The following is a 21909-nucleotide window of genomic DNA, read 5'->3' on the forward strand; positions in this document are numbered from 1 at the left end:
TCTCCTTAAATTTTTTCATGAGGCCGAAACCTGATCTCATCGGGATAGGGAAAGGCGTGGATCAGTTCGCCGGATACAATTCTTTGCTGGATTTCCTGCCAATATATAGGGTCAAAAAGATTTTGGTGATAGGAAAGAAAATGTTCTTTGAGATCCTTTCTTCCTATCATCCATCGCTTGAAGTCTTCCGGGAAAACGTCATTTTTAGCAATAGAATACCATGGCTCAGGAGCATAAATCTGCTCGTAAGTTTCCGCTTTTGGTTTGATGCGGAAATTCATATCGGTCAAGAATTCAATTTCATCGTAATCGTAAAAAATTACCCGCTTTTGCCGCGTAAGACCAAAGTTTTTGGTCATCATATCGCCGGGAAAAATATTCGCCTGTGCCAATTGGAGAATTGCTCTTCCATAATCTTCTGTAGCCCTCATTCCTTCCTCTGTACTACAGTGTTCCAAAAACAGATTTAAAGGTTCCATTCTTCTTTCTGTATACAGGTGCTTGACAATTAGGTGAGAATCGGTAATGTTCAAAAGTGAATTGACCGTCTTCCGGAGTTCTATCATCAATGCAGGGCTAATCCGGTCAATCGGAATTTTAAAGTACTCAAATTCATGCGTATCCGCCATTCTGCCCACACGGTCATGAAGAGACACCAGTTTATACTTACCTCTTACTTCTTGTCTGGTCATGGTTTTTGGCGGTTCAAAATGGTCTTTGATCATCTTGAACACGATGTTCAATGACGGCAAAGTGAATACAGTCATCACCATTCCTTTGATCCCTGCGGCCACTTCGAATTGATCTTCACTGGCATCCAAATGGTAAAGAAAGTCCCGATAAAAGAGCGTTTTGCCATGCTTGTTAAAACCTATGGCATTGTAAAGTTCATGGATTTTTTTGTGTGGAATAACAGAGTTGAGAAAGCCCACCACCTGGGAGGGCACTTCTGCTTCGACCATAAAATATGATCGTGTAAAGCTGAACATGCTACTCATTAGATTGGGATCGAAAATCAGGGTATCCACAAATACTCCTTTTTCTCCGTGCAGGACAGGGATAATAAAAGGCATCCACTTATGTCCCAAAAATGTCCTTCCGATCAGATACGCAGCTTTATTTCGATAGAAAACAGATTTTAAGATCTGGGTTTTCGTATCCGGACCTACCCGGTATCTTGTCAAAATCACCTTTCGGACACCCGCTATCAGAAATTTGATGTCTTGCTCTTTGTCCATAAAAGGCGCGCCAAAGTCATAATCATCGAGAATCTGTCGAATGTTTTTTTCCAAACCAAAAAATGAGGGATAGGTTCTTAGGAGGTCATCCGACTCCCTGACCGTGCATGAATCGAACCCTTCCATCACGAACATCAATTCTTCATCGATGGTCAATTTTGGGTAGCTTTTTCGAATGACGGAGTTGAAAAATGTTTCAGCCAATTCGAGATCAGGTCTATTTGCAATCAGTAATTGGTATGCTGACTTTATCTCTTTCCAACTTGAGGAGTCAGTGGCTTTGCTACCCAGCATTTCCGAGCATTCTGCTGCCAGTGGAAAGAGCAGATCTTTGTATAGACGTAGTCGCTGTTTGCTATTGAGGTGAGTGGCATGCCAAGCTTTTTCACTGAAATATTTTGGTGCAAGTCTGGTATAGGTATTGAAAAGCTCCATGTAGGTAATGAAGCCGTTTTCTATTTTATGTGCGAGTTGATATGCGAGTGTAGAAGTCATAAAAGTTTATTCACTCAAACTTAATGAAAAGCTAAAATTTGAACATAAATTTTTTTTGCACTTACTCAAATATAATTTCATTGATTTATAGGGGTTTATCGCGAAAATTCTATGGGGAAATAAAATTTTGAAAATCTTTCGCAATCGATTGTTTGGAGTATATGAAAACATTTTCTAATTTTCGCAGGTATTCATAAAACGAATATCTACAATAGGTTTAATAGGTTTGAGAGCAGGAAAAGGTTGGGTCAATGTCCCAACCTTTTTTGTTTTTTAGTCGTCCTGACTTAGCTTAACCTTCTCAATTAAAATTTCCATGAGGAGTCCGAAAATCATATTTACTTACTTGGCCATCTTTGGCATTGCTTTTTTGGTGTTTTTTTCCTGCGACAGCAAAGAGAAACAGGAAGCTGAACATTCAGGAGATATTTTGGTGGATGAGGAAGAGTTAAGCCGAAATAGAGCCCAGATAGATGCGGCATTAGCTCAAAATGAGCTCTGGTACTCCCACTGGAGCAGTGAAGTTGGGATGTTTGAAGCTTCCCATTTCGAATTGACTATGACGGATTCCATAGATCCTATGGAGATGCCCGAGAAAAACCCCATATTAAAGGGAGATCCCCTCTATCCATACCAATTTCCGCACCCGGAAGGGAATGGCACCATGGATATTTATAGCAGTAAAGTAGAAGCCCATGAAAGTATCGATTCACCTTATTTGAACCCGGACGCGGAGGTTATTTGGTATAGACAGGATGGAATGAAGGAGCGCTTACTATTTATGGGACCTTCAGGAATGTTTGAAGATGGGATGTGGTTAAATGAAAGTGAATTCTTGGTATTGGGATATTTTCAGGGAATAAGTGGTTATAGACCCATGACCTGGCTGATAAATGTGGAAACTCATGTTTTAAAGCAGTTTCAGCTGGCAAAGGAGTCCGAATCCTATGTACCCCAGTCCTATATCAATTCTAAAATCAAACCCTTAGATTTGGTTTAATATGGATTTTGAGAGCGTTTTGAATTTGTTGGAGAAAGGGATGAGGTATCCACTTCCCGGAAAAGAAGCGCAGCTCTTTATGTCTCCAAATCCTGTGGATATGCGAAGATTTGATCCGAAACTTCCGGATAATTATCGCAAAGGCGCCGTCCTGATACTTCTTTATCCCAATGAAAAAAAGGCATTTTTCCCTCTGATCAAAAGGCCTGATTATGAGGGTGTTCATAGTGGACAGATTGCTTTTCCGGGCGGCAAAATGGAAGAAGAAGATGAAGACGAAATAGAAACGGCACTTCGGGAAGCTTGGGAAGAAGTAGGGATTCTTCCAGAGCAGGTTAATCTGATTGGACGGATGAGCACGTTGTTTATCCCTACGAGTAATTTTTTGGTAACACCCATTTTGGGCTATTCGGAAGATATTCCGGAGTTTGTACCCGAAGAAAAAGAAGTAGCTAGAATCATCCAGACTTCTGTCAGTACGCTGTACGAACCTAATTTTCGAAAACAAAAAATATTAGAGTTCAGTGATAATTTCCGTTTGGACACTCCTTATTTTGAGGTAGATAAGGAGATGGTATGGGGAGCGACAGCGATGATTCTCAGTGAATTGCTTCAGATACTAGAAAACGGGAAGAGGTAGACTTTGGGCTTTTGGCCAATTGTTGGTATTGTTGCAATTGATTACCCAAATATAATGAAAGACAATACCCCCTTGCTTACAAATGATGCTGTAGTGTTTGGATTGCTTATGGCCATCCTGGCACTCATTTTTGCCACTTCGGCCAGCGAGAAACCATTTTGGAAGAAATTCTATGGTGTTGTTCCTACGGTTTTACTCTGTTATTTTATTCCGGCACTTGCCAATTCTTTTGGGATTATTTCCGGAGAGACCTCCAATTTATATAGTGTGGCTAGTAGATACCTACTTCCCGCGTCCTTGGTTTTATTTACCATTAGTATTGACATCAAAGGTATCTCGAGATTGGGACCAAAGGCAATCGTAATGTTTCTGTCAGGGACAGTTGGGATTATGCTCGGAGGACCATTGGCCTTGTTTACTGTCGGATTTTTCTTTCCGGAATTGTTGGGTGGAAATGGCCCTGATGAAATATGGAGAGGCTTGTCCACTATCGCAGGATCTTGGATAGGGGGAGGGGCAAATCAGACGGCAATGCTGAGAGTGTTTGAGCCTAGTCCTATATTGTTTAGCCAAATGATCGCAGTGGATGTTTTGGTTGCTAACCTATGGTTGGCGGTACTGTTATATTGGGCTGCCAAGCCTGCTAAAATAGATAAGCTATTCAAAGCAGATAGCACCGCTATTTATGCGTTGAGAGACAAAATCGAAAAATTCAGGGCAGGAATCATGCGAATCCCCAGTTTGACAGATACGATGCTTATTTTGGGGGTAGGGTTTGGGGTTACCGGGGCTGCGCATTTGATTGCTGATTTTGTGGCACCTTACATTGGAGAAAATTATCCGGAATTAGAACAGTATTCCCTTAATTCCACTTTTTTCTGGATAGTGGTAGTAGCGACTACGTTAGGATTAGTACTATCTTTTACCAGAGCCCGGAATCTTGAGGGCGCGGGGGCTTCTCGAATGGGAAGTGTTTTACTTTATGTCTTAATAGCCACGGTAGGTATGCAAATGGATTTGGGAGCTGTATTGGATAATCCTGTGCTGTTTCTAATCGGTATTGTATGGATGTTCTTCCATATTTTGATTATGCTTATCGTAGCCTTTATTATCAAAGCTCCGTTCTTCTATGTGGCAGTAGGATCTCAGGCTAATGTGGGGGGGGCAGCATCAGCTCCGATTGTAGCAGCAGCTTTTGATGCATCACTGGCACCTGTTGGCGTGCTTTTGGCAGTGTTGGGGTATGCGGCAGGTACGTATGGTGCGTACCTTTGTGGATTGATGATGCAGGCTATTTCAGTAGGATAATGAAACACTCCCGAAAACTAATCTTTATATGTAATGGCTCCGATTGTAAAAAAGACGGAGCCAAAAAGCTATTCAAAGAGCTAAAAGACATAGCCGCCGAGGCTCCACTCAGAGGCAGCTGCAAATTCATAAAAACCAAGTGCATGGATATGTGCAAAACAGCTCCAAATGTAATTGTGGGCGATCATTTTTGTAAAAAGACTACCGTTGAAAAAGTCTTGGTGCAATTAAAGAAGTCCTGAAGGTTCAGGACCTCGTTTTAAGTTTTTAGTACTTTTACTGCAGTTCCGCTTGCGGTGACCATCAGCATTCCATCACGGATAGTTTCGTAGTCCAGGTCGATGCCGAGTATCGCATTTGCACCGAAAGCCCGAGCTTGCATTTCCATCTCTGTCATGGCTGTGGCTTTTGCCTCTCTTAGTACACGCTCATAGGAAGAAGACCGTCCGCCGACTATGTCGGTAATGCTTGCCAAGAAATCCTTGAATAAATTGGCTCCAATAATGGTTTCACCTGATACAATTCCCAGGTATTGCTCTACACTGTAGCCATCAAGTGAGTTGGTGGTAGTTACTATCATCGTGTCGATTTAATTAGATTTAGAATGTGAGTTGTTTTCGGAATTCACGAATATATATGGAAAAAGATTTGTGGGGAAAATTTGTATTATTTTCTTTCAATCCATCAAATTGCTGCAGGGAATGTGTTTCACTAAGAACGTGATACTTAAAAAGTATGGAACTGAACTAGGATTAGCAATTGTAAAAAGATTAATAGAACTTCACTGTGCAAAAATTAGGTGACCGAACCCCGAAAGTTGGGCCTTTTTTGATTTTACATTGAAACACTGTATTAGTTTGGAAGAAGACTTTTATACCCATACTCATCACCTTGGATGCAAGATGAATTTTTTGCAAGATGCATCGATTTTGGTGGCTGAGGATAATTTGGTAAATCAAATCCTGATAAAAAAAATCCTGAAAAAATGGCACGTAAGAAACCTTGTGATCGCCTCAGACGGGCAAGAGGCAATTGACGAGTTTGAGCGTGGTGAGTTTGATGTAGTGCTTATAGATATCCAAATGCCGGTGTTCGATGGTTTTACAGTGGCAAAATATATACGCTCGAACAAAGATCCGCACAAAAGAGAAATTCCCATTTTAATTTTTTCTGCCAGTTCTTATCATGAGATCAAGAATGAGATGGATCAAATTGGCATTAATGATTTTGTGGAAAAGCCATTCACACCCGAGGCACTTATTGGGAAATTAACAGAATATCTTAATTCGAAAGATATCAGTTAATACAGGTTTAGCATTAATTTTGCCTATCAGGTCTAAGTCTGCCCAGCTTAATACAAATCCACTATTCAATGCCCCTTTTTAATAGATTCTTACTATTGCTATTTGTTTTTTTCTGTTTTGTTGATGCCCAGGCGCAGCAGTTGATGACAAAACGCTCTACTTTCTATGCGGTGGCGGGTACTTCAGGGGGGCGTCTTAATCAGTTCAACCAAATGTTGGAAGATAGGGGCTTGTCAGGTTTGAGAAATAAGTATCAGACAATAGGACTGGGCTATCAGGCTAGAATCAATGATTTCGTAGTTGGAATGGATGTGCTACACAATAGAGGGGGGGTAAGTGAGTTCGATGATTTTTCAATGAATTACAGGACTTCAAGAGCATTGTTAAATGTGGGCTACGCATTTACCGAAGAGTCAAGATTTCAATTAATCCACTACATGTCCATTGGTGTTGGTTTCCTTAATTTTCAAATGTTGCCCACAGAGCGTACTAGGGATTTGGACGCATTTTTGGCCAAACCGGAGGAGGGATATGTACTTAGAGAAAAAGATATCCAAAAGGGGACTTTACATTACGGGAATTTCCTGACAGAAATCGGTTTTCAGCTCAGCTACGATTTTGACTTACCCGGAAGACGGGAAGCGCTACAGATCATAACCAAAATGGGTTATTCCTTCAGTCCTCTGGAAGGCAAGTGGAATATGCACGGAATCTCCTTTGACAATGCCCAAAGCGGAGCATTTATACGGGTAGGGGCTGGGATTACGCTCCCTGATAGGAATTTCTTTTACAAGGACGCAAGTATCGGTATCTCGATAATTAGAGGTATCCATTTCACCAATGCCAAAGAATTCAATTCCAAGTTGAAAGAAGCGGGTCTAAACCCTTTGAATGGTACTCCGTCTAACTGGGGCTTGCGGATTTTGGGCGACACCGAGCGTATGCTGTATGGAGCAGAACTCTACAACCTTGCCTTGAATGGTAATGCAAACAGCGAGAAGGAACATTCCCTGAACAGTTTGAGGGTTTATGGAAATGTAGGATATAATTTGATTGAATACAGAAATTTTGGTGTGGGAGCATTGGCAGGGCTAGGTTACGGTAATATTCGCTATACACTTATGACAAAGGATAAGCCTGATTTTCCTGAACTATTCGAGCAAAGGGAGTTTGACGGGTATTTGAGAAATAGTGGGTTGATGCTGAAGCCTGAGGTCTTTGCAGAATACGGGATTCCGATGACCAAGCGTAAAATGTTTGACTTGGTATTTACTGCCTCGGCAGGTTATGAGATTCCTTTGGCAAATTATAGACTGGGCAATTTAAGTATGTCAAGTTTTATGGCAGGACCATATTTGAGTTTCGGAGTAGGAGTAAGACCGTAATTTTGCTCTTTTCACAATGTTATTCTGTTTTTAGTGGGGCCTTTTTAGTGATTCTCCTGTTTTATTATCAAAATGCTATTAACTTTGGGTTGCTTATCGAGAAAGACCGAGGGAAGGGCCCAACGACGTCTTAGCAACCTAGAATTAAGGTGCTAACTCCCATCCCGATTTATCGGGAACAGATGAGCGGACTAGTACGCTGTACTTCTATCCGTGTTTTGCTCGACAAGCTTTTTGATTAACAAAAAACAGTATGCAAAACAGAACGGAATCCCTGCTTCAACAACTTTCTCAGCGAATTTTGATACTCGATGGAGCCATGGGAACCATGATTCAACGATATACCTTGACTGAGGAGGATTTTCGAACTCCTGAGCTCGCATCACATCCCAAATCCCTTAAGGGAAACAATGATCTATTGTCTCTAAGCAAACCGCAAATAATCAGGGATATCCATGCTGAATATTTCAAGGCTGGAGCAGATATTATAGAAACCAACACATTTTCTGCCACCACTATTGCCCAGGCGGATTATGAGCTTTCACATTTGGCATACGCCATCAATTTAGAATCCGCAAAGCTCGCCCGAGAGGTAGCAGACGAATATACCGCCAAGAATCCGGATAAACCCCGCTTCGTGGCAGGAGCTATAGGCCCGACCAATAGAACAGCTTCACTGTCACCGGATGTAAATGACCCCGGATATCGTGCAATCACTTTTGATCAACTGGCAGAAGCCTATGCAGAGCAAGTTCGGGGGTTGTTGGATGGTGGAGCAGATATCATATTGGTAGAGACGATTTTTGACACATTAAATGCCAAAGCAGCTCTATATGCGATACAGGATGTGTTTGAAGAAAGAGATATTCCGTTGGATCCGAAAGACGGAGGTGTACCGATCATGGTTTCCGGTACTATTACCGATGCTTCCGGACGTACCCTTTCGGGGCAGACTACAGAAGCGTTTTTGATTTCCATATCGCATGTTCCGCTGCTATCGGTTGGATTGAATTGTGCGTTGGGAGCAAAGGAATTGAGGCCCTATTTGAAAGTACTGGCGCAGGAATCGCCGTTCTATGTGAGTGCTTATCCGAATGCCGGCTTGCCAAATGAATTTGGACAATATGATCAGGGAGCCGGTGAAATGGCGGATCAGATAAGGGACTTTTTGAAAGAAGGAATGCTGAATATTTTGGGAGGTTGCTGCGGCAGCACTCCTGAGCATATTTCAGCTTTGGCACAGATGGCTGCAGGTTTTCAGCCTAGAAAATTACAAGAAGAATTAGAGGAAACGTTGGACTGAGAAGATGGCAAGAAATAATTACATGAAACTATCCGGCTTAGAGCCGCTGGTTTTTACACCCGAAATCAATTTTGTCAATATAGGCGAACGGACGAATATTACCGGCTCGAAGAAATTTGCCCGGTTGATATTGAACGGGAACTATGATGAGGCACTGGAAGTGGCCTTGGATCAGGTACGTGGAGGAGCCCAAGTACTGGATGTCTGTATGGACGAAGGCATGCTTGATGGGGAATTTGCCATGGTCAAATTCCTAAATCTGATTGCTTCAGAACCGGAGATCTCAAGAATCCCGATCATGATCGATAGTTCCAAATGGAAGATTATCGTGGCGGGATTGAAGTGCGTCCAGGGAAAAGGCATTGTCAATTCTATTTCCCTGAAAAACGGGGAAGAAGAATTTATCCAACAAGCCAAAACGGTGAAAAAATTCGGTGCGGCAGTGGTGGTGATGGCTTTCGATGAGTATGGACAGGCCGATACTTATGATAGAAGAGTGGAAATCTGTGGGAGGAGCTATAGGATCCTTGTGGATCAAGTGAAGTTTAATCCCCAGGATATCATTTTTGACCCCAATATTTTCCCGGTCGCCACGGGGATGGATGAGCACCGTAAGAATGCATTAGACTTCTTTAATGCGACCAAATGGATTAAGGAAAATCTTCCAGGGGCCAAGGTAAGTGGTGGAGTCAGTAATGTCAGTTTCTCTTTCAGAGGTAATAATCCCGTGAGAGAAGCTATGCATGCGGCTTTCTTATACCATGCCATCAAGAGCGGGATGGATATGGGGATAGTGAATCCCACTATGCTGGAGATCTATGATGACATTCCGAAGGATTTACTGGAGCGGGTCGAAGACGTACTTTTCGATCGGAGAGAAGATGCTACAGAGCGTATGCTTGATTTTGCGGAAACGGTAAAGTCAGCAGATAAAAAGGCGGTAGTCAATGAAGCTTGGCGCTCTGATTCAGTTTCCAAGCGAATGGAGCATGCACTGGTGAAGGGGATATTGGATTTTATAATAGAAGATACAGAGGAAGCCAGAATTGAGCTTAAAAGCCCGCTGAAGGTGATAGAAGGGCCATTGATGGATGGTATGAACGTGGTGGGAGACCTCTTTGGTGAAGGGAAAATGTTCCTTCCCCAGGTAGTGAAATCTGCCCGTGTGATGAAAAAGGCTGTGGCCTATTTGGAGCCGTTTATGCCACTGCCTGAAGAAGGGCAGGAAGAATCTTCCTTGAAGAAGATACTTTTGGCAACTGTAAAAGGGGATGTGCACGATATAGGCAAGAATATAGTAGGAGTGGTGCTGGCATGCAATAGTTACCAAATCATCGATTTGGGAGTGATGGTGGATGCTCAGAAAATCATAGACGAAGCGGTTAAAAATAAAGTCGATATCATAGGGTTGAGTGGTCTGATTACACCTTCTTTGGACGAGATGGTAAATGTGGCCTCGGAGATGGAACGTCAGGGAATCAAGATCCCTCTACTCATAGGAGGTGCGACTACCTCCAGAATCCATACAGCAGTGAAGATTGATCCTGTTTATAGCGGAACCGTAATCCATGTGATGGATGCAAGTAAGTCTGTGCCGATTGCAGGAGAGGCAATTTCTGAGGAAACAAAAGATGCTTATAGAGTAAAATACAAGGAAATATATCAGCAGCTAAGAGTAGAGCATGAAGCCAAGCAGTCTGTGAAGCAATTGATTTCTTACGAAGAGGCGAAAGCCAATCCTGTAGAGATTGATTGGGATTCATTTGTGCCTGTGGTTCCAAACAAACTTGGTAGGACTGTCCTCAAAGATCTGGATTTGACTGTGGTCCGCAAGTACATTGATTGGACACCCTTCTTCAGTACCTGGATGCTCAGCGGGAAATTTCCCAAGATATTTTCCGATCCCGTAGTTGGGGTTGAGGCAAAGAAAGTCTATGATGAGGCGAATGAAATGCTGGATAAAGCAATAGCTGAGAAGTGGCTTTCTGCCAATGCGGTATTTGGACTGTATCCTGTACAGCGAAAAGACGATGATGCAGTTGTGCTTGATGTAGATGGTAATCATGCTGCATCCTTTCATTTTTTGCGTCAGCAAGGAAGAAAAGGCAAAGGCATTCCAAACCGTTCTTTGGCTGACTATTTACATCCTGACAAAACAGATTATATAGGATGCTTTGCGGTGACTTCAGGCATCGGTATGGAGACCAAACTTGCCGAATTCCAAAAAGCCGGAGATGATTACAATGATATCTTGTTTAAATCTATTGCAGACAGACTTGCAGAAGCTGCTGCAGAATATATCCATGAACTCGTGCGAAAGGAGTATTGGGGCTATTCCAAGGATGAAAACTTGGAAAATGACTCTTTGATACGGGAAGAATATCCCGGTATCAGGCCTGCTCCCGGCTATCCGGCTTGTCCTGAGCATTCGGAGAAGGTCACCATTTCACAACTATTGGATATGGAGCATGAGATCGGAATCGAATTGACTTCAAGCTTTGCGATGTATCCCACTTCCTCCGTATCAGGGTATTTCTTTGGCAATCCCGAAAGTAAATATTTTGGGCTTGGCAAAATAGGAGAGGATCAGGTAGCCAGTTACGCAGAGCGTAAGGGGATTCCTGTTCGGGATGCAGAGCGATTACTTTCTCCTAACCTAGCTTATCAACCTAATTTAACCTTAGTAGAACCTACTTCATGAAAATAACCGAACACTTGGGAAACGCTAAAAGCACCTTGTTTTCCTTTGAAATACTGCCTCCGCTGAAAGGCCAAAGTCTTAAAGAATTACTTGAAGGTATAGCGCCTTTGATGGATTTCAATCCTCCGTTTGTAGATGTGACATATCACCGTGAAGAGTTTATCTATAAGAAGCACCCAAATGGATTACTGGAAAAAATCAGCACTAAAAAGCGGCCGGGAACAGTGGGGATTTGTGCGGCGATCATGAATCGTTTTCAGATTGACGCGGTTCCACATTTGCTTTGTGGTGGATTTACCAGAGAAGAGACAGAAAATGCGCTGATTGATTTGAACTTCATCGGAGTAGAAAATGTACTTGCTCTTCGCGGGGATGCTCCGAAGACTGAAGGAAAGTTCATACCTGAGGCAGAAGGCCATGGCTATGCCAGCGAATTGGTAGAGCAGATTATGAGAATGAATCAGGGGCGTTATTTGCATGAAGAAACTGAAATCGGCTTTCAGACAGATTTTTGTGTGGGAGTAGCCGGTTATCCTGAGAAGCACTTTGAAGCTCCTTCCATGAAATTTGATCTGAAATTCCTGAAGGAAAAAGTAGAGAAAGGAGCGGAGTATATTGTGACCCAGATGTTTTTTGACAACGAAAAATATTTTGAATTTGTAGATCAGGTACGGGCAGCAGGGATTACTATTCCTATCATTCCCGGTATTAAGCCAATCACTACGATGGGTCAAATCACAATGCTTCCCCGTACATTCTTTTTGGACTTACCGGATGCGTTAATGGATGAATTGGAGAAGTGTAAGACCAATGCGGAAGTCAAAGAAGTGGGAATAGAATGGGCTATCCAGCAGTCTAAAGAACTGGTGAAAAAGAATGTACCTTCATTACATTTCTATACGATGAGTAAAGCGGATACAACCTATAAGATTGCCAAAGAAATATTCTAGTTCATCATAGTGTCGTAAAACCAAAAAAGCCTTCTGAATACAAATCAGAAGGCTTTTTTGGTTGATTGGTGGTTTGTTTAATCTCTATGAAGTTCTTTTGTGATTTCTTCATACTTCTTTTTGGATTCGTCTCCTAGTTTGTCAAAGTTTTGCTCCAACCAGGTTAAACTTTCTTGAGTTGCTTCTTCGATATCTTTAGATGTGTTTTTAGCACCTTTTTCCGCATCATCAGTAGTTTTTTTCCACCAAGACTCTACATTTTCCATATGCATGCTTGCTGTCCGTTCGAAATTCTCTGACTCTGCTTTGGCATTTTTCACTACAGTTTCATAACGTTCTTCTATCATTTCAAGGTTGCCATCCTCGATCTGAAGATCTTTGTACACTTTCTCAGCTCTTGAATCCAAGCTGTCATACCGCTCTTCGATTACACTCCAGTTGTGAACAGGCACAATTTTAACTACATTTTCTACACTGTCCACAAAATTTTCCAGATTCTCTGTTACCTGTATTCGATCTTCTTCAGTGTAGTTTTTAGTATCACATGAATACATTGCGACTACTGCTGCTCCAATAATTAAAGTTGCTTTAGTTTTCATTTTCTATATTGATTTGTTTTCAAAAAGGTTTTTTGATGGTTTAATTCCAATCATTCTCTTGCAATACTCTTTCCAAGCTGTCGTTTGTCTAGAACAGTAGGCTTAAAAAGGCCCTATTGCCTTAGATCAACATTCTTGAACAATTTTTTACAACTTTTTTAGATTTAGGTTTTTCCCCGGTTTAGGATAATTATTACCCAATTTTTCCATAATCTGTGCATAATTGGTAAAAATATAGAGAGGACGTTTGTCAGCAAACGGACAAGTTTGGCGTTAGAAACTGTTCTTGCCTGAAAAATCAGTGGTGGAGTAAATGATCTTTGATAACTTGTGACATGATTAAATTGATAGAATGCCCGCGGGATGCGATGCAGGGAATTTCCGGATTTATTGATACCGCTATCAAAGCTGCGTATATCAATCAATTGTTGGAAGTTGGTTTTGATACGATAGATTTCGGGAGTTTTGTAAATCCTAAAGCGATTCCTCAGATGCGTGACACTGCCGAGGTTCTGAGCTTATTGGATTTACATCATGCCAAGAGTAAACTTCTGGCGATAGTAGCCAATGTACGCGGAGCCGAGGATGCGATGGATTTTCCAGAGATCGATTACCTGGGATTCCCACTTTCAGTATCTGAGACTTTTCAGAAGCGCAATACCAATGTCAGCATCAAGCAGGCTTTGAATACGGTAGAAGCGATCCAGAACTTATGTGAAGTTAAGGGCAAGACCCTAGTCACCTACCTCAGTATGGGATTTGGAAATCCCTATGGAGATCCCTATTCACCGGAACTGGTAGCAGGTTTGGTGGAAAAGTTGGATCAGCTGGGAGTGAAAATAATCTCGCTATCAGATACTATTGGAGCAGCGGATCCTGAGTTGATCGGAAGTTTGCTGAGCTTGCAGATCTCTGCTTTCCCCCACATCGAGTTTGGTGCGCATCTACATAGTAGACCGGAGACTATCGCTTCGAAAATACGAGCTGGGGCAAAAGCGGGCTGCAGGCGCTTTGACGGTGCGCTTAAAGGCTTCGGAGGCTGTCCTATGGCTGATGATGAATTGGTCGGAAATATGGCCACTGAGGTAATAATTGACACCTTGGAATCTGCAGGTTTTGATCTCGGAATCAACAAAACAGAGTTTGGGGAGGCTATGAAGCTGGCAAATTTTGTGTTTAATCCTTGAAAAGGGAGTGACTATGCTAGGAGCTTATATTTCTTCCCGGGAAGTGACTTCACTATGCCCTCAAATTCCAATGCCAGCAATTTAGACGAAAGCATACCGAGGGGTATCTCTGTGGCAACACTAAGCGAATCAATTTCTACTTCCTCTTTTTCCATCAAAAGTCCAAGAATAGCCTGATCTTCTTTATCCCGATTGGTCAAATCAAGTTGAGGTTTGTTAGCTTTTACTTCACCGGGTTTGCTCCAAAAAAGTGCTTCCGCTATATCATTTGGACCGGTGTAGATATTAGCCTTCATTTTCTTGATAAGTAGATTGCAACCTTCACTATACTGTGATTGCAGGTTGCCGGGTACGGCAAAAACATCTTTGTCGTAGCTGTAGGCAATTTCCGCGGTGATCAATGCACCTCCTTTTTCAGCTGCTTCCACTACGATCAGTGCGTCTGAGAGGCTCGCTATAATACGGTTTCTTGCGGGGAAATTACCCGGTACCATGGTGCTTCCGGGAGCATATTCACTGACCAAAGTGCCGTTTTTCATAATTGTCTCCGCCGTTTTTTTGTGAACAGCGGGATAAATATGGCCAATAGGAGATCCCATCACGGCGATAGTAGGCAATCCTACTGCTAAGGCTGCCCGGTGCGCTTCAATATCAATTCCATAAGCCAAACCTGAAATAATTGCGGGCTGATAAATGGCTAAGTCTTCTATAATCTTTCGGGTGGCAGATTTCCCGTAAGCAGTCGCACTTCGGGTTCCCACTATTCCTACTGTGCGCTCTAGGTTGAGCAGGTTTTTGCCTTGTGTGAAAATTACAACAGGGCTATCCTCCTGCATTTTGAAACGCTGCGGGAAATCAGGGTGAAGAGGAGTGAGGATCTGAAAATGCTTTTTTTCACATTCATCGATTAGCTCATCGGCTTTGCGAAGCAGTTCTATTTCTTGATTTCGAAGGGCCAGTAATTTCTCACCGACTTTGGGAGTCTTAGCTACCTTTCCTTTAGGTAGTTTGAAAAAATTGTAGGCAGAACCTGAATAAGCCATAATGGCTTTGAAAACTCCAGGCCCAATTTTGGGAGCTAGAGATAGTGCCAAAAGGTATCTTAGATCATCATGCGTCTGATTTTGCATTGAATTCGTCCCTGATATTTATTAAAAAATCTCTGATTTCCTGAAGCTTTTGAACCGCCTCCACCTTGTCAAATCCTTGTTCCTTGCCGGATTTTATCACTTCTTGGGCTCCTTGGAGTGTATACCCTTTTTCCTTAACCAAATGGTAGATGTATTTGATTTTTTGGATATCTACCTTGGTATAACGTCTGTTTCCTTTTCTGTCTTTCTTTGGACGAATGATATCAAACTCACCCTCCCAGTATCTAATCAAGGAAGGCGCCACCTTGAACATCAGGGCTACTTCACCAATGGAATGATATTTCTTTTCTATTTCTCGCTCTTTGTACGGCACGGTAAAAATTTTCTTTGACTCTAAATTAAGGAAAATGCAATAGTTTATTCAACAAGAACTTTAACACATTGTGAAAAAAACGATTATTTTATCGATTTAGTGTTTGTAGCATTTGTATAACTGCCAGACCTGCTGTTTCTGTGCGTAGCCTTGCCTTGCCCAATGATACAGGTTTGAAACCCATATCCAATGCTTTTTGGATTTCGACCGGATCAAAATCGCCTTCCGGGCCTATCAGAACCAGGTACTTTCCCCGTGATTCAGCTATGTCAAACAAATGTTGCTCATGATGCTCATCCACATAAGCGATAAACTTCTGATAATCTTCAAATTCTCCCGAGCCCAGAATTTCATCCAATTTTGCAATTGGATGCAGGGTAGGGATTCGGTACTTCAGGCTTTGCTTACAGGCAGAGATAATTTTTTTCTCCAGGCGATCAGTTTTTAGATAGCTTCTTTCTGAATTCACGGTTTGTAGAAGAGTAAGTTCATGAAAGCCGATTTCAGTGATTTTCTCCACCATCCACTCCATTCTATCGGGGCTTTTGGTAGGAGCGATGGCGAGGTGAATATGAAAGCTGTCTTCTTCCACTTCGGTAGTGTTCAGCACTTTCAGGCTTGTCTTTTTGGGGTTTGCTTCCAGTATCACGCATTCAAAAAGAAGACCTGCTCCATTTGTCACAAATACATGATCCCCTTGCTTTTTGCGAAGCACCCGACATAGATGCTTGGATTCATCCGGTTCCAGTGTGATAAGAGGAGGGGTGATGTTTTCTTGAAAAAAGAGCTGCATATGCAATTTAATAAGACACAAAAAAAGCACATTTCAATGAAGAAATGTGCTTTGAACCATATAAACCTTAAAATCTATTAACCTTTAGAGACTTCCATGCTGACACTCTTGCCTTTGATGGTGTTATTTTTCATTCCTTGGATCACCTGATCAGCGTCTTTGGAAGGAACATCCACGAAAGAGAAGTTGTCATAGATATCGATGCCGCCAATGCTGCGTCCCGGTACTCCGGTTTCACCTGCAATCGCACCTACAATATCATTTGGACGGATTCTGTCTTTTGCACCAAGGTTCAAAAACAGACGGGTCATGTTTGCTTCACGAGCTCTTTCAGGTCTTTTACCACCATCTCTTGATCCACCTTCACGGTTTCCGAATTCTCTTCTTCTCTCACCGCCTCTTTCGTTTCTTCCGCCTCTTTCGCTACGTTCTCCTCTTTCACCGCGTCCACCTCTTTCGAATCTTCCGCCGTCACGTCCACCATCTCTTCTTCTGTCTCCACCGCTGGCATCAATGCTAAAGTTCTGTTCGCTCATTTCTTTCACTGAGTCGCCCATTACGATTTTGATAAGGCCTACTGCCACTTGATCAAGTGTAAGACCTTCAGCAAGCATCTGGCCTATAGTTGCTTCGAAGATTTGGTTGTCTTCTTCTTTCTGAACCTGCTCTGTTACTTTTTGGATGAACTGAGCTTTTTTCAATTCAATCAATTCGGCAGCAGAAGGAGGGGACATCTTCGTGATAGTAGCTTTGGTATATCTTTCCAAATCTCTCATCTTGAAGCTATCTCTTCTACCTGTCACAAAGTTGATCGCTTTACCGTTTTTGCCGGCACGACCTGTACGGCCGATTCGGTGTACGTAATATTCTTCGTCTAATGGAAGGTCGTAATTGAATACAGCCTCTACATTGTCTACGTCAATTCCTCTAGCTGCCACATCTGTAGCAACCAATACTTTGCAATGTCCTTTACGGAATTTGCCCATTACTTTGTCCCGCTGAGCTTGGGATAAGTCTCCGTGAAGTGCATCCGCGGCGATTCCTCTTGCGACTAATCCTTCAGTCACTTCATCCACCATTCTTTTGGTATTACAGAATACCACACTTAGGTTGATGTTGTGAACGTTCATCAAACGAGCCATCAATTCCAATTTCAATGGATTTTTGACTTCGTAATAGGTTTGTTCAATATTGGATACAGTCAATTCCTTTTTGTCAATTTTGACAATTTCTGGATTTGTCTGATATTTTCTGGTCAAGTCCATGATAGGCTTGGCCATAGTAGCGGAGAAGAAGACTGTCTGTCTTTCATCCGGCATTTCCTGAAGGATAGCTTCGATATCATCCCTGAAGCCCATGTCCAGCATCTCATCAGCCTCATCCAATACAAGGATGCCTACTGAATCAAGCTTTAATGTGCCACGGTTGATGTGATCTTGTACACGGCCTGGAGTACCTACTACGATCTGAACGCCTTTACGGAGAACTCTGATCTGACGATCAATAGATTCACCACCGTAGATAGCTACAGAATTGATTGCCCTGTGATATTTGGCAAGTTTTTGAATTTCGCCTTCTACCTGAACAGCAAGTTCACGGGTAGGGCAAAGAATGATTGCTTGCGGCTTGTTGAGATCTGCATCGACCAAATCGATGATTGGGATAGCAAAAGCTGCTGTTTTACCCGTACCTGTTTGAGCTTGTCCTATGACATCTCTTCCTTGCAGGATAAAAGGGATTGATTGAATTTGAATTGGGGAAGGTTGGGTATAGCCCATCTCTTCCACTGACTTAAGAATTTCTGAAGAAATTCCCAAGTCTGAGAACTTGAGTGTTTGATCCATGATGTTTCCTTAATTTCCCTGCCATTCGGTCCTAGTAAATATCCCGACAAGCGACAGTAAGGAATTCACGGCACGAAAAATTTTGTTCTATGTCTTATTGACGGCACAAAAGTAGGATTAATATTTTGTAATACCAAACAGTGGTCGAAAGTTTTTAGAATAATCGTGAAAAAATGACTGCTTTTGGAGATAAATATTTGGTTGGACTAGTGGAATAATGGTTTTACAGGGGATTGTATGGGGTGAAATCAAATTTATAAGTTTCGCCTTTTTTATTCTCACCTTTTAAATATCACCTTTCAGCTTGAGATTTCTCTGAAAAATAATGAATTAGCCTATTTTCCTGCAATTAATCACTTGCTAACTTTTCCTTAATAATAAGTTGAATTTTTTCTTTCCTTCCCTCGATGAGGCAACTATCAAAGGAAGGATTTATCCTCACTCGCTTCCGCTATCATTTCTTCAGCCAGTTTTTTGCCTAGGTAGCGGTCAATCAGCCCATGACCTAGGTAAAGTAACGGTGTAAGCGCAATAGCAACGACCATTTTATAGATGTAATTCATTATTCCCACTGCGATGATCTGGCTTACACTCCAGTTTCCAAACACGTAGAAAGCGATTCCCAGCACTACAAATGAATCGATAAACTGACTGACCAAGGTGGATCCGGTGGCTCTTAGCCAGATTTTGCTTTCACCTGTGATAGCTCTCAACTTTTGAAACACATACACATCGATCAATTGACCTATTAGGAACGCCGTGAGTGAACCGATGATGATACCAAGTCCTTGTCGGAAGATTGTGTTGAAAGCATAGCTGATATTAAAACTATCACCTGTAGGTGTAGTGGCATTCACATCCAGCCAGAAATCCGCCGGTGTCAAAGCGGTGACCACACTGATTACTACAAATGAATAGGCAATCAATCCGGCAGTCAGAAATGAGATTTTTTTTACGCCTTTTTTACCAAAGTACTCATTGATAATATCGGTCGTGATAAAGACCACAGGCCATATTATGGCACCGGCCGTTAGGTTGAAATCCAATAAATATACTTCAAAAAAAGTCCAGTTTACGGGAGCAAACCCCAAGGTTTTCTCTGCGGAAAATATCTTTACACCTATGATCTCCGCAAGAATTGCATTGGTCAGAAAGATGCTGCCCAGAATGATGAAAAGATTGGTCTTGCGGGAATTTTGTGCTTTGTTCATATAGCGTATGTCTGACCTTCCTCACTTAAAATACTAGAAGGAAACACACTTTTTGCTTCCCCTAACATAAGCTCCAGATCCGTATATCGTGAAGAGAAATGACCGAGAAGCAACTTTTTCACGCCACTTATTTTTGCAATTTCTGCGGCTTGCTTTGCGGTGCTGTGAAAAGTCACTGCTGCCCGCTCCCGATTGTCTTCCATAAAAGTGGATTCATGGTAAAGCAGATCTACATTCTCTAGGTATGGTTTCAAATCAGGATTATATATAGTGTCTGAGCAGTAGGCATAGGAGCGAAGCGGAGGCAAAGGATGCGTATAGGCGTTGACTTTGTACTTTTTGCCATTTTCATCTTTATAATCGATTCCCTTGCGAAGGGATTGTATAGCAGCAAAAGATAGATTGTCTTGCTGCAATTTTTCCTTGATCATACTCCTAAGCCCATGTTTTTCTTTGATCAGAAAACCGGTCGTCGGTAATCTATGTTTTAAAGGGAAACTATACACCTGATATCTAGGAGTGTCCAGAAGTAGGTTCAATCCATCGTCATGGGTTTGTACAAAAGTGAGGGGATAACTCAGTTTTGTATTGCTCCAGCGAAAATGCGTAGTGATGATTTCGTCTAGTCCCTGGGGACCAAAGAGGGTTAGCGGACTTGTTCTTTTGGCTAAGTGATAGCTCGAAAGAAGTCCAACCAATCCCAAATAGTGATCTCCGTGAAGATGAGAAATGAAAATAGTATTGATTTTGGAGACTCTGATCTTGAAGGCACGAGCTTGCAACTGCATGGCCTCTCCACAGTCAAGCAGTAAAAAATCCTGCCCAAATCTAACGACTTGGGCAGTATGATGTCTTCCATGCACAGGGATAGAAGAAGTGTTTCCTAATATGGTGACTTCAAACTCCGGTATCAACCTTCCTCCTCCTCTTCTTCTCCGCTTTCAATGGCATGCATGAAGATAGCTTCGCTAGCTTCTTCAAGAGAGTTCACCAGGTTTAATTTTTTGTCCAGCATGGAGATTTTCAAAAGCTTCATCACATGATCCTGAACTCCGGAAATGATGAAAACACCGCCGTTTTTGCCAAATTCTCTATCTCCAACCAGCAAAGCGCTTAGTCCTGATGAATCCACATATTTTACCTCGCTCATGTCCAAAACCAGATTTTCGAAGCCTTCAGCATGAATCGTCAATAATTCAGATTTCATAACCGGGGCAAGCAATGAATCCAATTTCTCTTCCTGTGGAGTGAAGATGACGTACTGTTCTTTTTTATCTATTGAATATTTCATATGATTATAATTGTTTTTCAGTGGTCATATGGAATCTCGCATGTATTATAATCATCCCGGTGTGTGGTCCCGTAGGTACGGGATCATGCTCGATTTCATGTGTTTGTTTTTTAAAGGTAATAACTTGTCCGTGACGAAGGAAACGGGATGTCCGCCTGTTGTCGGACGGGGAATCCCTGCCTACCGCAGGCAAACTCGATTTCATAATATAAGTTAATTGGTCTTTTAGCCTAGATGCGAAAGAATTGCTTTTTCGATTCTAGACTCGATTTCTGTTGTGTTAGCTTTTTGGAATTTCTCTCCTGTTATTTTTTCGAAGAGCTCAATATAGCGATCAGAGATGCTTTCTACAATTTCGTCTGTCATTTCAGGCACAGATTGTCCATCCTTGCCCTGAAAACCATTCGAAATTAACCATTGTCTCACAAATTCTTTGGAAAGTTGCTTTTGAGCGATCCCCTTGGCCTGATTTTCTTCATATCCATCTGCATAGAAATAGCGGGAAGAATCAGGCGTATGGATTTCGTCAATCAGGAGGATTTTATCGCCTACCTTTCCGAATTCATATTTGGTGTCGACCAAGATTAGTCCCATTTCATTGGCCATTTCCTGACCGCGCCGGAACAATGCTCTGGTGTACTTTTCCAGTTGCTCGTAATCTGCAGCACTTACTATTCCCTGTTTCAGAATTTCTTCTCTGGAAATATCTTCGTCATGTCCTTCGTCAGCCTTAGTAGTAGGTGTAATGATTGGCTCAGGGAAAGGGTCATTTTCACGCATGTGCTCAGGCATCGCTACTCCACAGATAGTACGCTTTCCTGCTTTATACTCTCTGGCCGCATGACCGGACATGTATCCCCGAATCACCATTTCTACTTTGAAAGGCTCACACCGGATACCTATAGTTACATTGGGATCGGGGGTGGAAGTGACCCAGTTCGGCACAATATCGGATGTAGCAGCCAAGAATTTGGCGGCGATCTGGTTCAGCACCTGCCCCTTGTAAGGAATCGGTTTGGGCAAAACCACGTCAAATGCTGAAATTCTGTCGGATGCGACTACAACCAATTCTTTGTCAAACATATAGACATCACGAACTTTACCTTTGTAAAATCCCTGTTGTCCCGGAAACTGGAAATGGGTTTCTTTGATTGCGTTACTCATCCTTTTATTGTTTGGGCAAAAATAGAAAAAGC

Annotated in this window: 21 protein-coding genes and 1 riboswitch; of the genes, 10 read left to right on the plus strand and 11 right to left on the minus strand. The window is 42.2% G+C overall.

The genetic code is table 11. The annotated features are described in order from the left end of the window. Positions 1-5 precede the first annotated feature (5 nt). Positions 6-1733 (minus strand): bifunctional isocitrate dehydrogenase kinase/phosphatase, encoded by a 1728-nt coding sequence (gene aceK, locus J2X69_RS09460; RefSeq protein WP_310102084.1) that lies wholly within the window; start codon positions 1731-1733, stop codon positions 6-8. A gap of 316 nt (positions 1734-2049) precedes the next feature. Here aceK and J2X69_RS09465 point away from each other — a divergent pair, with 316 nt between their 5' ends. From J2X69_RS09465 to J2X69_RS09480, 4 genes are read left to right on the plus strand one after another with little or no spacing between them, the layout of a single operon-like run. Next, positions 2050-2733, plus strand: coding sequence for a hypothetical protein (locus tag J2X69_RS09465; RefSeq protein ID WP_310102087.1), 684 nt, complete (start codon positions 2050-2052; stop codon positions 2731-2733). Between the two features lies 1 nt (position 2734). Continuing rightward, positions 2735-3373, plus strand: coding sequence for a CoA pyrophosphatase (locus J2X69_RS09470; protein WP_310102090.1), 639 nt, complete (start codon positions 2735-2737; stop codon positions 3371-3373). A 54-nt stretch (positions 3374-3427) separates the two neighbouring features. Then, positions 3428-4681: a DUF819 family protein gene (locus J2X69_RS09475; RefSeq protein WP_310102093.1), complete on the plus strand. Its 1254-nt coding sequence runs from the start codon at positions 3428-3430 to the stop codon at positions 4679-4681. Then, entirely contained in the window at positions 4681-4923 is a 243-nt protein-coding gene (locus J2X69_RS09480) for a (2Fe-2S) ferredoxin domain-containing protein (RefSeq protein WP_310102096.1), read from the plus strand. Before J2X69_RS09475 ends, J2X69_RS09480 begins: the two co-directional genes overlap by 1 nt. Before the next feature lie 17 nt (positions 4924-4940). Here J2X69_RS09480 and J2X69_RS09485 read toward each other — a convergent pair whose 3' ends face one another. After that, positions 4941-5261, minus strand: coding sequence for a YbjQ family protein (locus tag J2X69_RS09485; protein ID WP_310102099.1), 321 nt, complete (start codon positions 5259-5261; stop codon positions 4941-4943). A 322-nt stretch (positions 5262-5583) separates the two neighbouring features. On the opposite strand from J2X69_RS09485, the gene J2X69_RS09490 reads away from it, so the two are divergent. The 5 genes from J2X69_RS09490 (at position 5584) to metF (ending at position 12324) form a co-directional block, all read left to right on the plus strand. Next, positions 5584-5985: a response regulator gene (locus J2X69_RS09490; protein ID WP_310102102.1), complete on the plus strand. Its 402-nt coding sequence runs from the start codon at positions 5584-5586 to the stop codon at positions 5983-5985. A gap of 68 nt (positions 5986-6053) precedes the next feature. Beyond that, complete coding sequence (locus tag J2X69_RS09495; RefSeq protein WP_310102105.1) at positions 6054-7370, plus strand: hypothetical protein; 1317 nt, start codon at positions 6054-6056, stop codon at positions 7368-7370. 90 nt (positions 7371-7460) lie between these two features. After that, positions 7461-7559, plus strand: a riboswitch (SAM riboswitch). 64 nt (positions 7560-7623) lie between these two features. Further along, on the plus strand, positions 7624-8673 hold the full coding sequence (locus J2X69_RS09500) for a homocysteine S-methyltransferase family protein (protein ID WP_310102108.1): 1050 nt from the start codon (positions 7624-7626) through the stop codon (positions 8671-8673). Between the two features lie 4 nt (positions 8674-8677). Beyond that, complete coding sequence (metH, locus tag J2X69_RS09505) at positions 8678-11374, plus strand: methionine synthase (protein ID WP_310102111.1); 2697 nt, start codon at positions 8678-8680, stop codon at positions 11372-11374. After that, entirely contained in the window at positions 11371-12324 is a 954-nt protein-coding gene (metF, locus tag J2X69_RS09510) for a methylenetetrahydrofolate reductase [NAD(P)H] (protein ID WP_310102113.1), read from the plus strand. Before metH ends, metF begins: the two co-directional genes overlap by 4 nt. A gap of 77 nt (positions 12325-12401) precedes the next feature. On the opposite strand, the gene J2X69_RS09515 is transcribed toward metF, so the two are convergent. After that, positions 12402-12923 carry a hypothetical protein gene (locus tag J2X69_RS09515; protein WP_310102116.1) on the minus strand — a complete coding sequence of 174 codons (522 nt, stop codon included), beginning with the start codon at positions 12921-12923 and terminating at the stop codon, positions 12402-12404. A 335-nt stretch (positions 12924-13258) separates the two neighbouring features. Between J2X69_RS09515 and J2X69_RS09520 the strand changes: the two genes are divergently transcribed. Further along, on the plus strand, positions 13259-14110 hold the full coding sequence (locus tag J2X69_RS09520) for a hydroxymethylglutaryl-CoA lyase (RefSeq protein ID WP_310102119.1): 852 nt from the start codon (positions 13259-13261) through the stop codon (positions 14108-14110). A gap of 11 nt (positions 14111-14121) precedes the next feature. Here the strand turns inward: J2X69_RS09520 and dprA are convergent, their stop codons facing one another. The 8 genes from dprA to J2X69_RS09560 form a co-directional block, all read right to left on the minus strand. Further along, complete coding sequence (gene dprA / locus J2X69_RS09525; protein ID WP_310102122.1) at positions 14122-15240, minus strand: DNA-processing protein DprA; 1119 nt, start codon at positions 15238-15240, stop codon at positions 14122-14124. After that, positions 15221-15574 (minus strand): MerR family transcriptional regulator, encoded by a 354-nt coding sequence (locus J2X69_RS09530; protein WP_310102125.1) that lies wholly within the window; start codon positions 15572-15574, stop codon positions 15221-15223. The genes dprA and J2X69_RS09530 overlap by 20 nt, the downstream gene beginning before the upstream one ends. A gap of 88 nt (positions 15575-15662) precedes the next feature. Further along, on the minus strand, positions 15663-16367 hold the full coding sequence (locus J2X69_RS09535; protein WP_310102128.1) for an RsmE family RNA methyltransferase: 705 nt from the start codon (positions 16365-16367) through the stop codon (positions 15663-15665). Positions 16368-16444: 77 nt separating this feature from the next. Beyond that, positions 16445-18211, minus strand: coding sequence for a DEAD/DEAH box helicase (locus tag J2X69_RS09540; RefSeq protein ID WP_310102131.1), 1767 nt, complete (start codon positions 18209-18211; stop codon positions 16445-16447). Positions 18212-18630: 419 nt separating this feature from the next. Beyond that, positions 18631-19422: a queuosine precursor transporter gene (locus J2X69_RS09545; RefSeq protein WP_310102134.1), complete on the minus strand. Its 792-nt coding sequence runs from the start codon at positions 19420-19422 to the stop codon at positions 18631-18633. Then, the gene (locus J2X69_RS09550) at positions 19419-20336 is read right to left on the minus strand and encodes a ribonuclease Z (RefSeq protein ID WP_310102137.1); all 918 of its coding nucleotides are present in this window, start codon (positions 20334-20336) and stop codon (positions 19419-19421) included. Before J2X69_RS09550 ends, J2X69_RS09545 begins: the two co-directional genes overlap by 4 nt. Beyond that, positions 20333-20713 carry an STAS domain-containing protein gene (locus tag J2X69_RS09555; RefSeq protein WP_310102141.1) on the minus strand — a complete coding sequence of 127 codons (381 nt, stop codon included), beginning with the start codon at positions 20711-20713 and terminating at the stop codon, positions 20333-20335. The genes J2X69_RS09550 and J2X69_RS09555 overlap by 4 nt, the downstream gene beginning before the upstream one ends. A 225-nt stretch (positions 20714-20938) precedes the next feature. Further along, on the minus strand, positions 20939-21877 hold the full coding sequence (locus J2X69_RS09560; RefSeq protein WP_310102146.1) for a phosphoribosylaminoimidazolesuccinocarboxamide synthase: 939 nt from the start codon (positions 21875-21877) through the stop codon (positions 20939-20941). Positions 21878-21909: the final 32 nt, after the last annotated feature.

This window comes from Algoriphagus sp. 4150, assembly GCF_031457395.1.
Taxonomy (GTDB): Bacteria; Bacteroidota; Bacteroidia; order Cytophagales; family Cyclobacteriaceae; genus Algoriphagus.

Bases quoted from the DNA above. Each gene is read 5' to 3' on its own strand.
- J2X69_RS09515 (WP_310102116.1), bottom strand. From the start codon at position 12,923: ATGAAAACTAAAGCAACTTTAATTATTGGAGCAGCAGTAGTCGCAATG.
- J2X69_RS09545 (WP_310102134.1), bottom strand. From the start codon at position 19,422: ATGAACAAAGCACAAAATTCCCGCAAGACCAATCTTTTCATCATTCTG.
- J2X69_RS09470 (WP_310102090.1), top strand. From the start codon at position 2,735: ATGGATTTTGAGAGCGTTTTGAATTTGTTGGAGAAAGGGATGAGGTAT.
- J2X69_RS09495 (WP_310102105.1), top strand. From the start codon at position 6,054: ATGCCCCTTTTTAATAGATTCTTACTATTGCTATTTGTTTTTTTCTGT.
- dprA (WP_310102122.1), bottom strand. From the start codon at position 15,240: ATGCAAAATCAGACGCATGATGATCTAAGATACCTTTTGGCACTATCT.
- J2X69_RS09560 (WP_310102146.1), bottom strand. From the start codon at position 21,877: ATGAGTAACGCAATCAAAGAAACCCATTTCCAGTTTCCGGGACAACAG.
- metF (WP_310102113.1), top strand. From the start codon at position 11,371: ATGAAAATAACCGAACACTTGGGAAACGCTAAAAGCACCTTGTTTTCC.
- metH (WP_310102111.1), top strand. From the start codon at position 8,678: ATGGCAAGAAATAATTACATGAAACTATCCGGCTTAGAGCCGCTGGTT.
- J2X69_RS09520 (WP_310102119.1), top strand. From the start codon at position 13,259: ATGATTAAATTGATAGAATGCCCGCGGGATGCGATGCAGGGAATTTCC.
- J2X69_RS09500 (WP_310102108.1), top strand. From the start codon at position 7,624: ATGCAAAACAGAACGGAATCCCTGCTTCAACAACTTTCTCAGCGAATT.
- J2X69_RS09535 (WP_310102128.1), bottom strand. From the start codon at position 16,367: ATGCAGCTCTTTTTTCAAGAAAACATCACCCCTCCTCTTATCACACTG.
- J2X69_RS09540 (WP_310102131.1), bottom strand. From the start codon at position 18,211: ATGGATCAAACACTCAAGTTCTCAGACTTGGGAATTTCTTCAGAAATT.
- J2X69_RS09465 (WP_310102087.1), top strand. From the start codon at position 2,050: ATGAGGAGTCCGAAAATCATATTTACTTACTTGGCCATCTTTGGCATT.
- J2X69_RS09555 (WP_310102141.1), bottom strand. From the start codon at position 20,713: ATGAAATATTCAATAGATAAAAAAGAACAGTACGTCATCTTCACTCCA.
- J2X69_RS09490 (WP_310102102.1), top strand. From the start codon at position 5,584: ATGAATTTTTTGCAAGATGCATCGATTTTGGTGGCTGAGGATAATTTG.
- J2X69_RS09475 (WP_310102093.1), top strand. From the start codon at position 3,428: ATGAAAGACAATACCCCCTTGCTTACAAATGATGCTGTAGTGTTTGGA.
- J2X69_RS09480 (WP_310102096.1), top strand. From the start codon at position 4,681: ATGAAACACTCCCGAAAACTAATCTTTATATGTAATGGCTCCGATTGT.
- J2X69_RS09485 (WP_310102099.1), bottom strand. From the start codon at position 5,261: ATGATAGTAACTACCACCAACTCACTTGATGGCTACAGTGTAGAGCAA.
- aceK (WP_310102084.1), bottom strand. From the start codon at position 1,733: ATGACTTCTACACTCGCATATCAACTCGCACATAAAATAGAAAACGGC.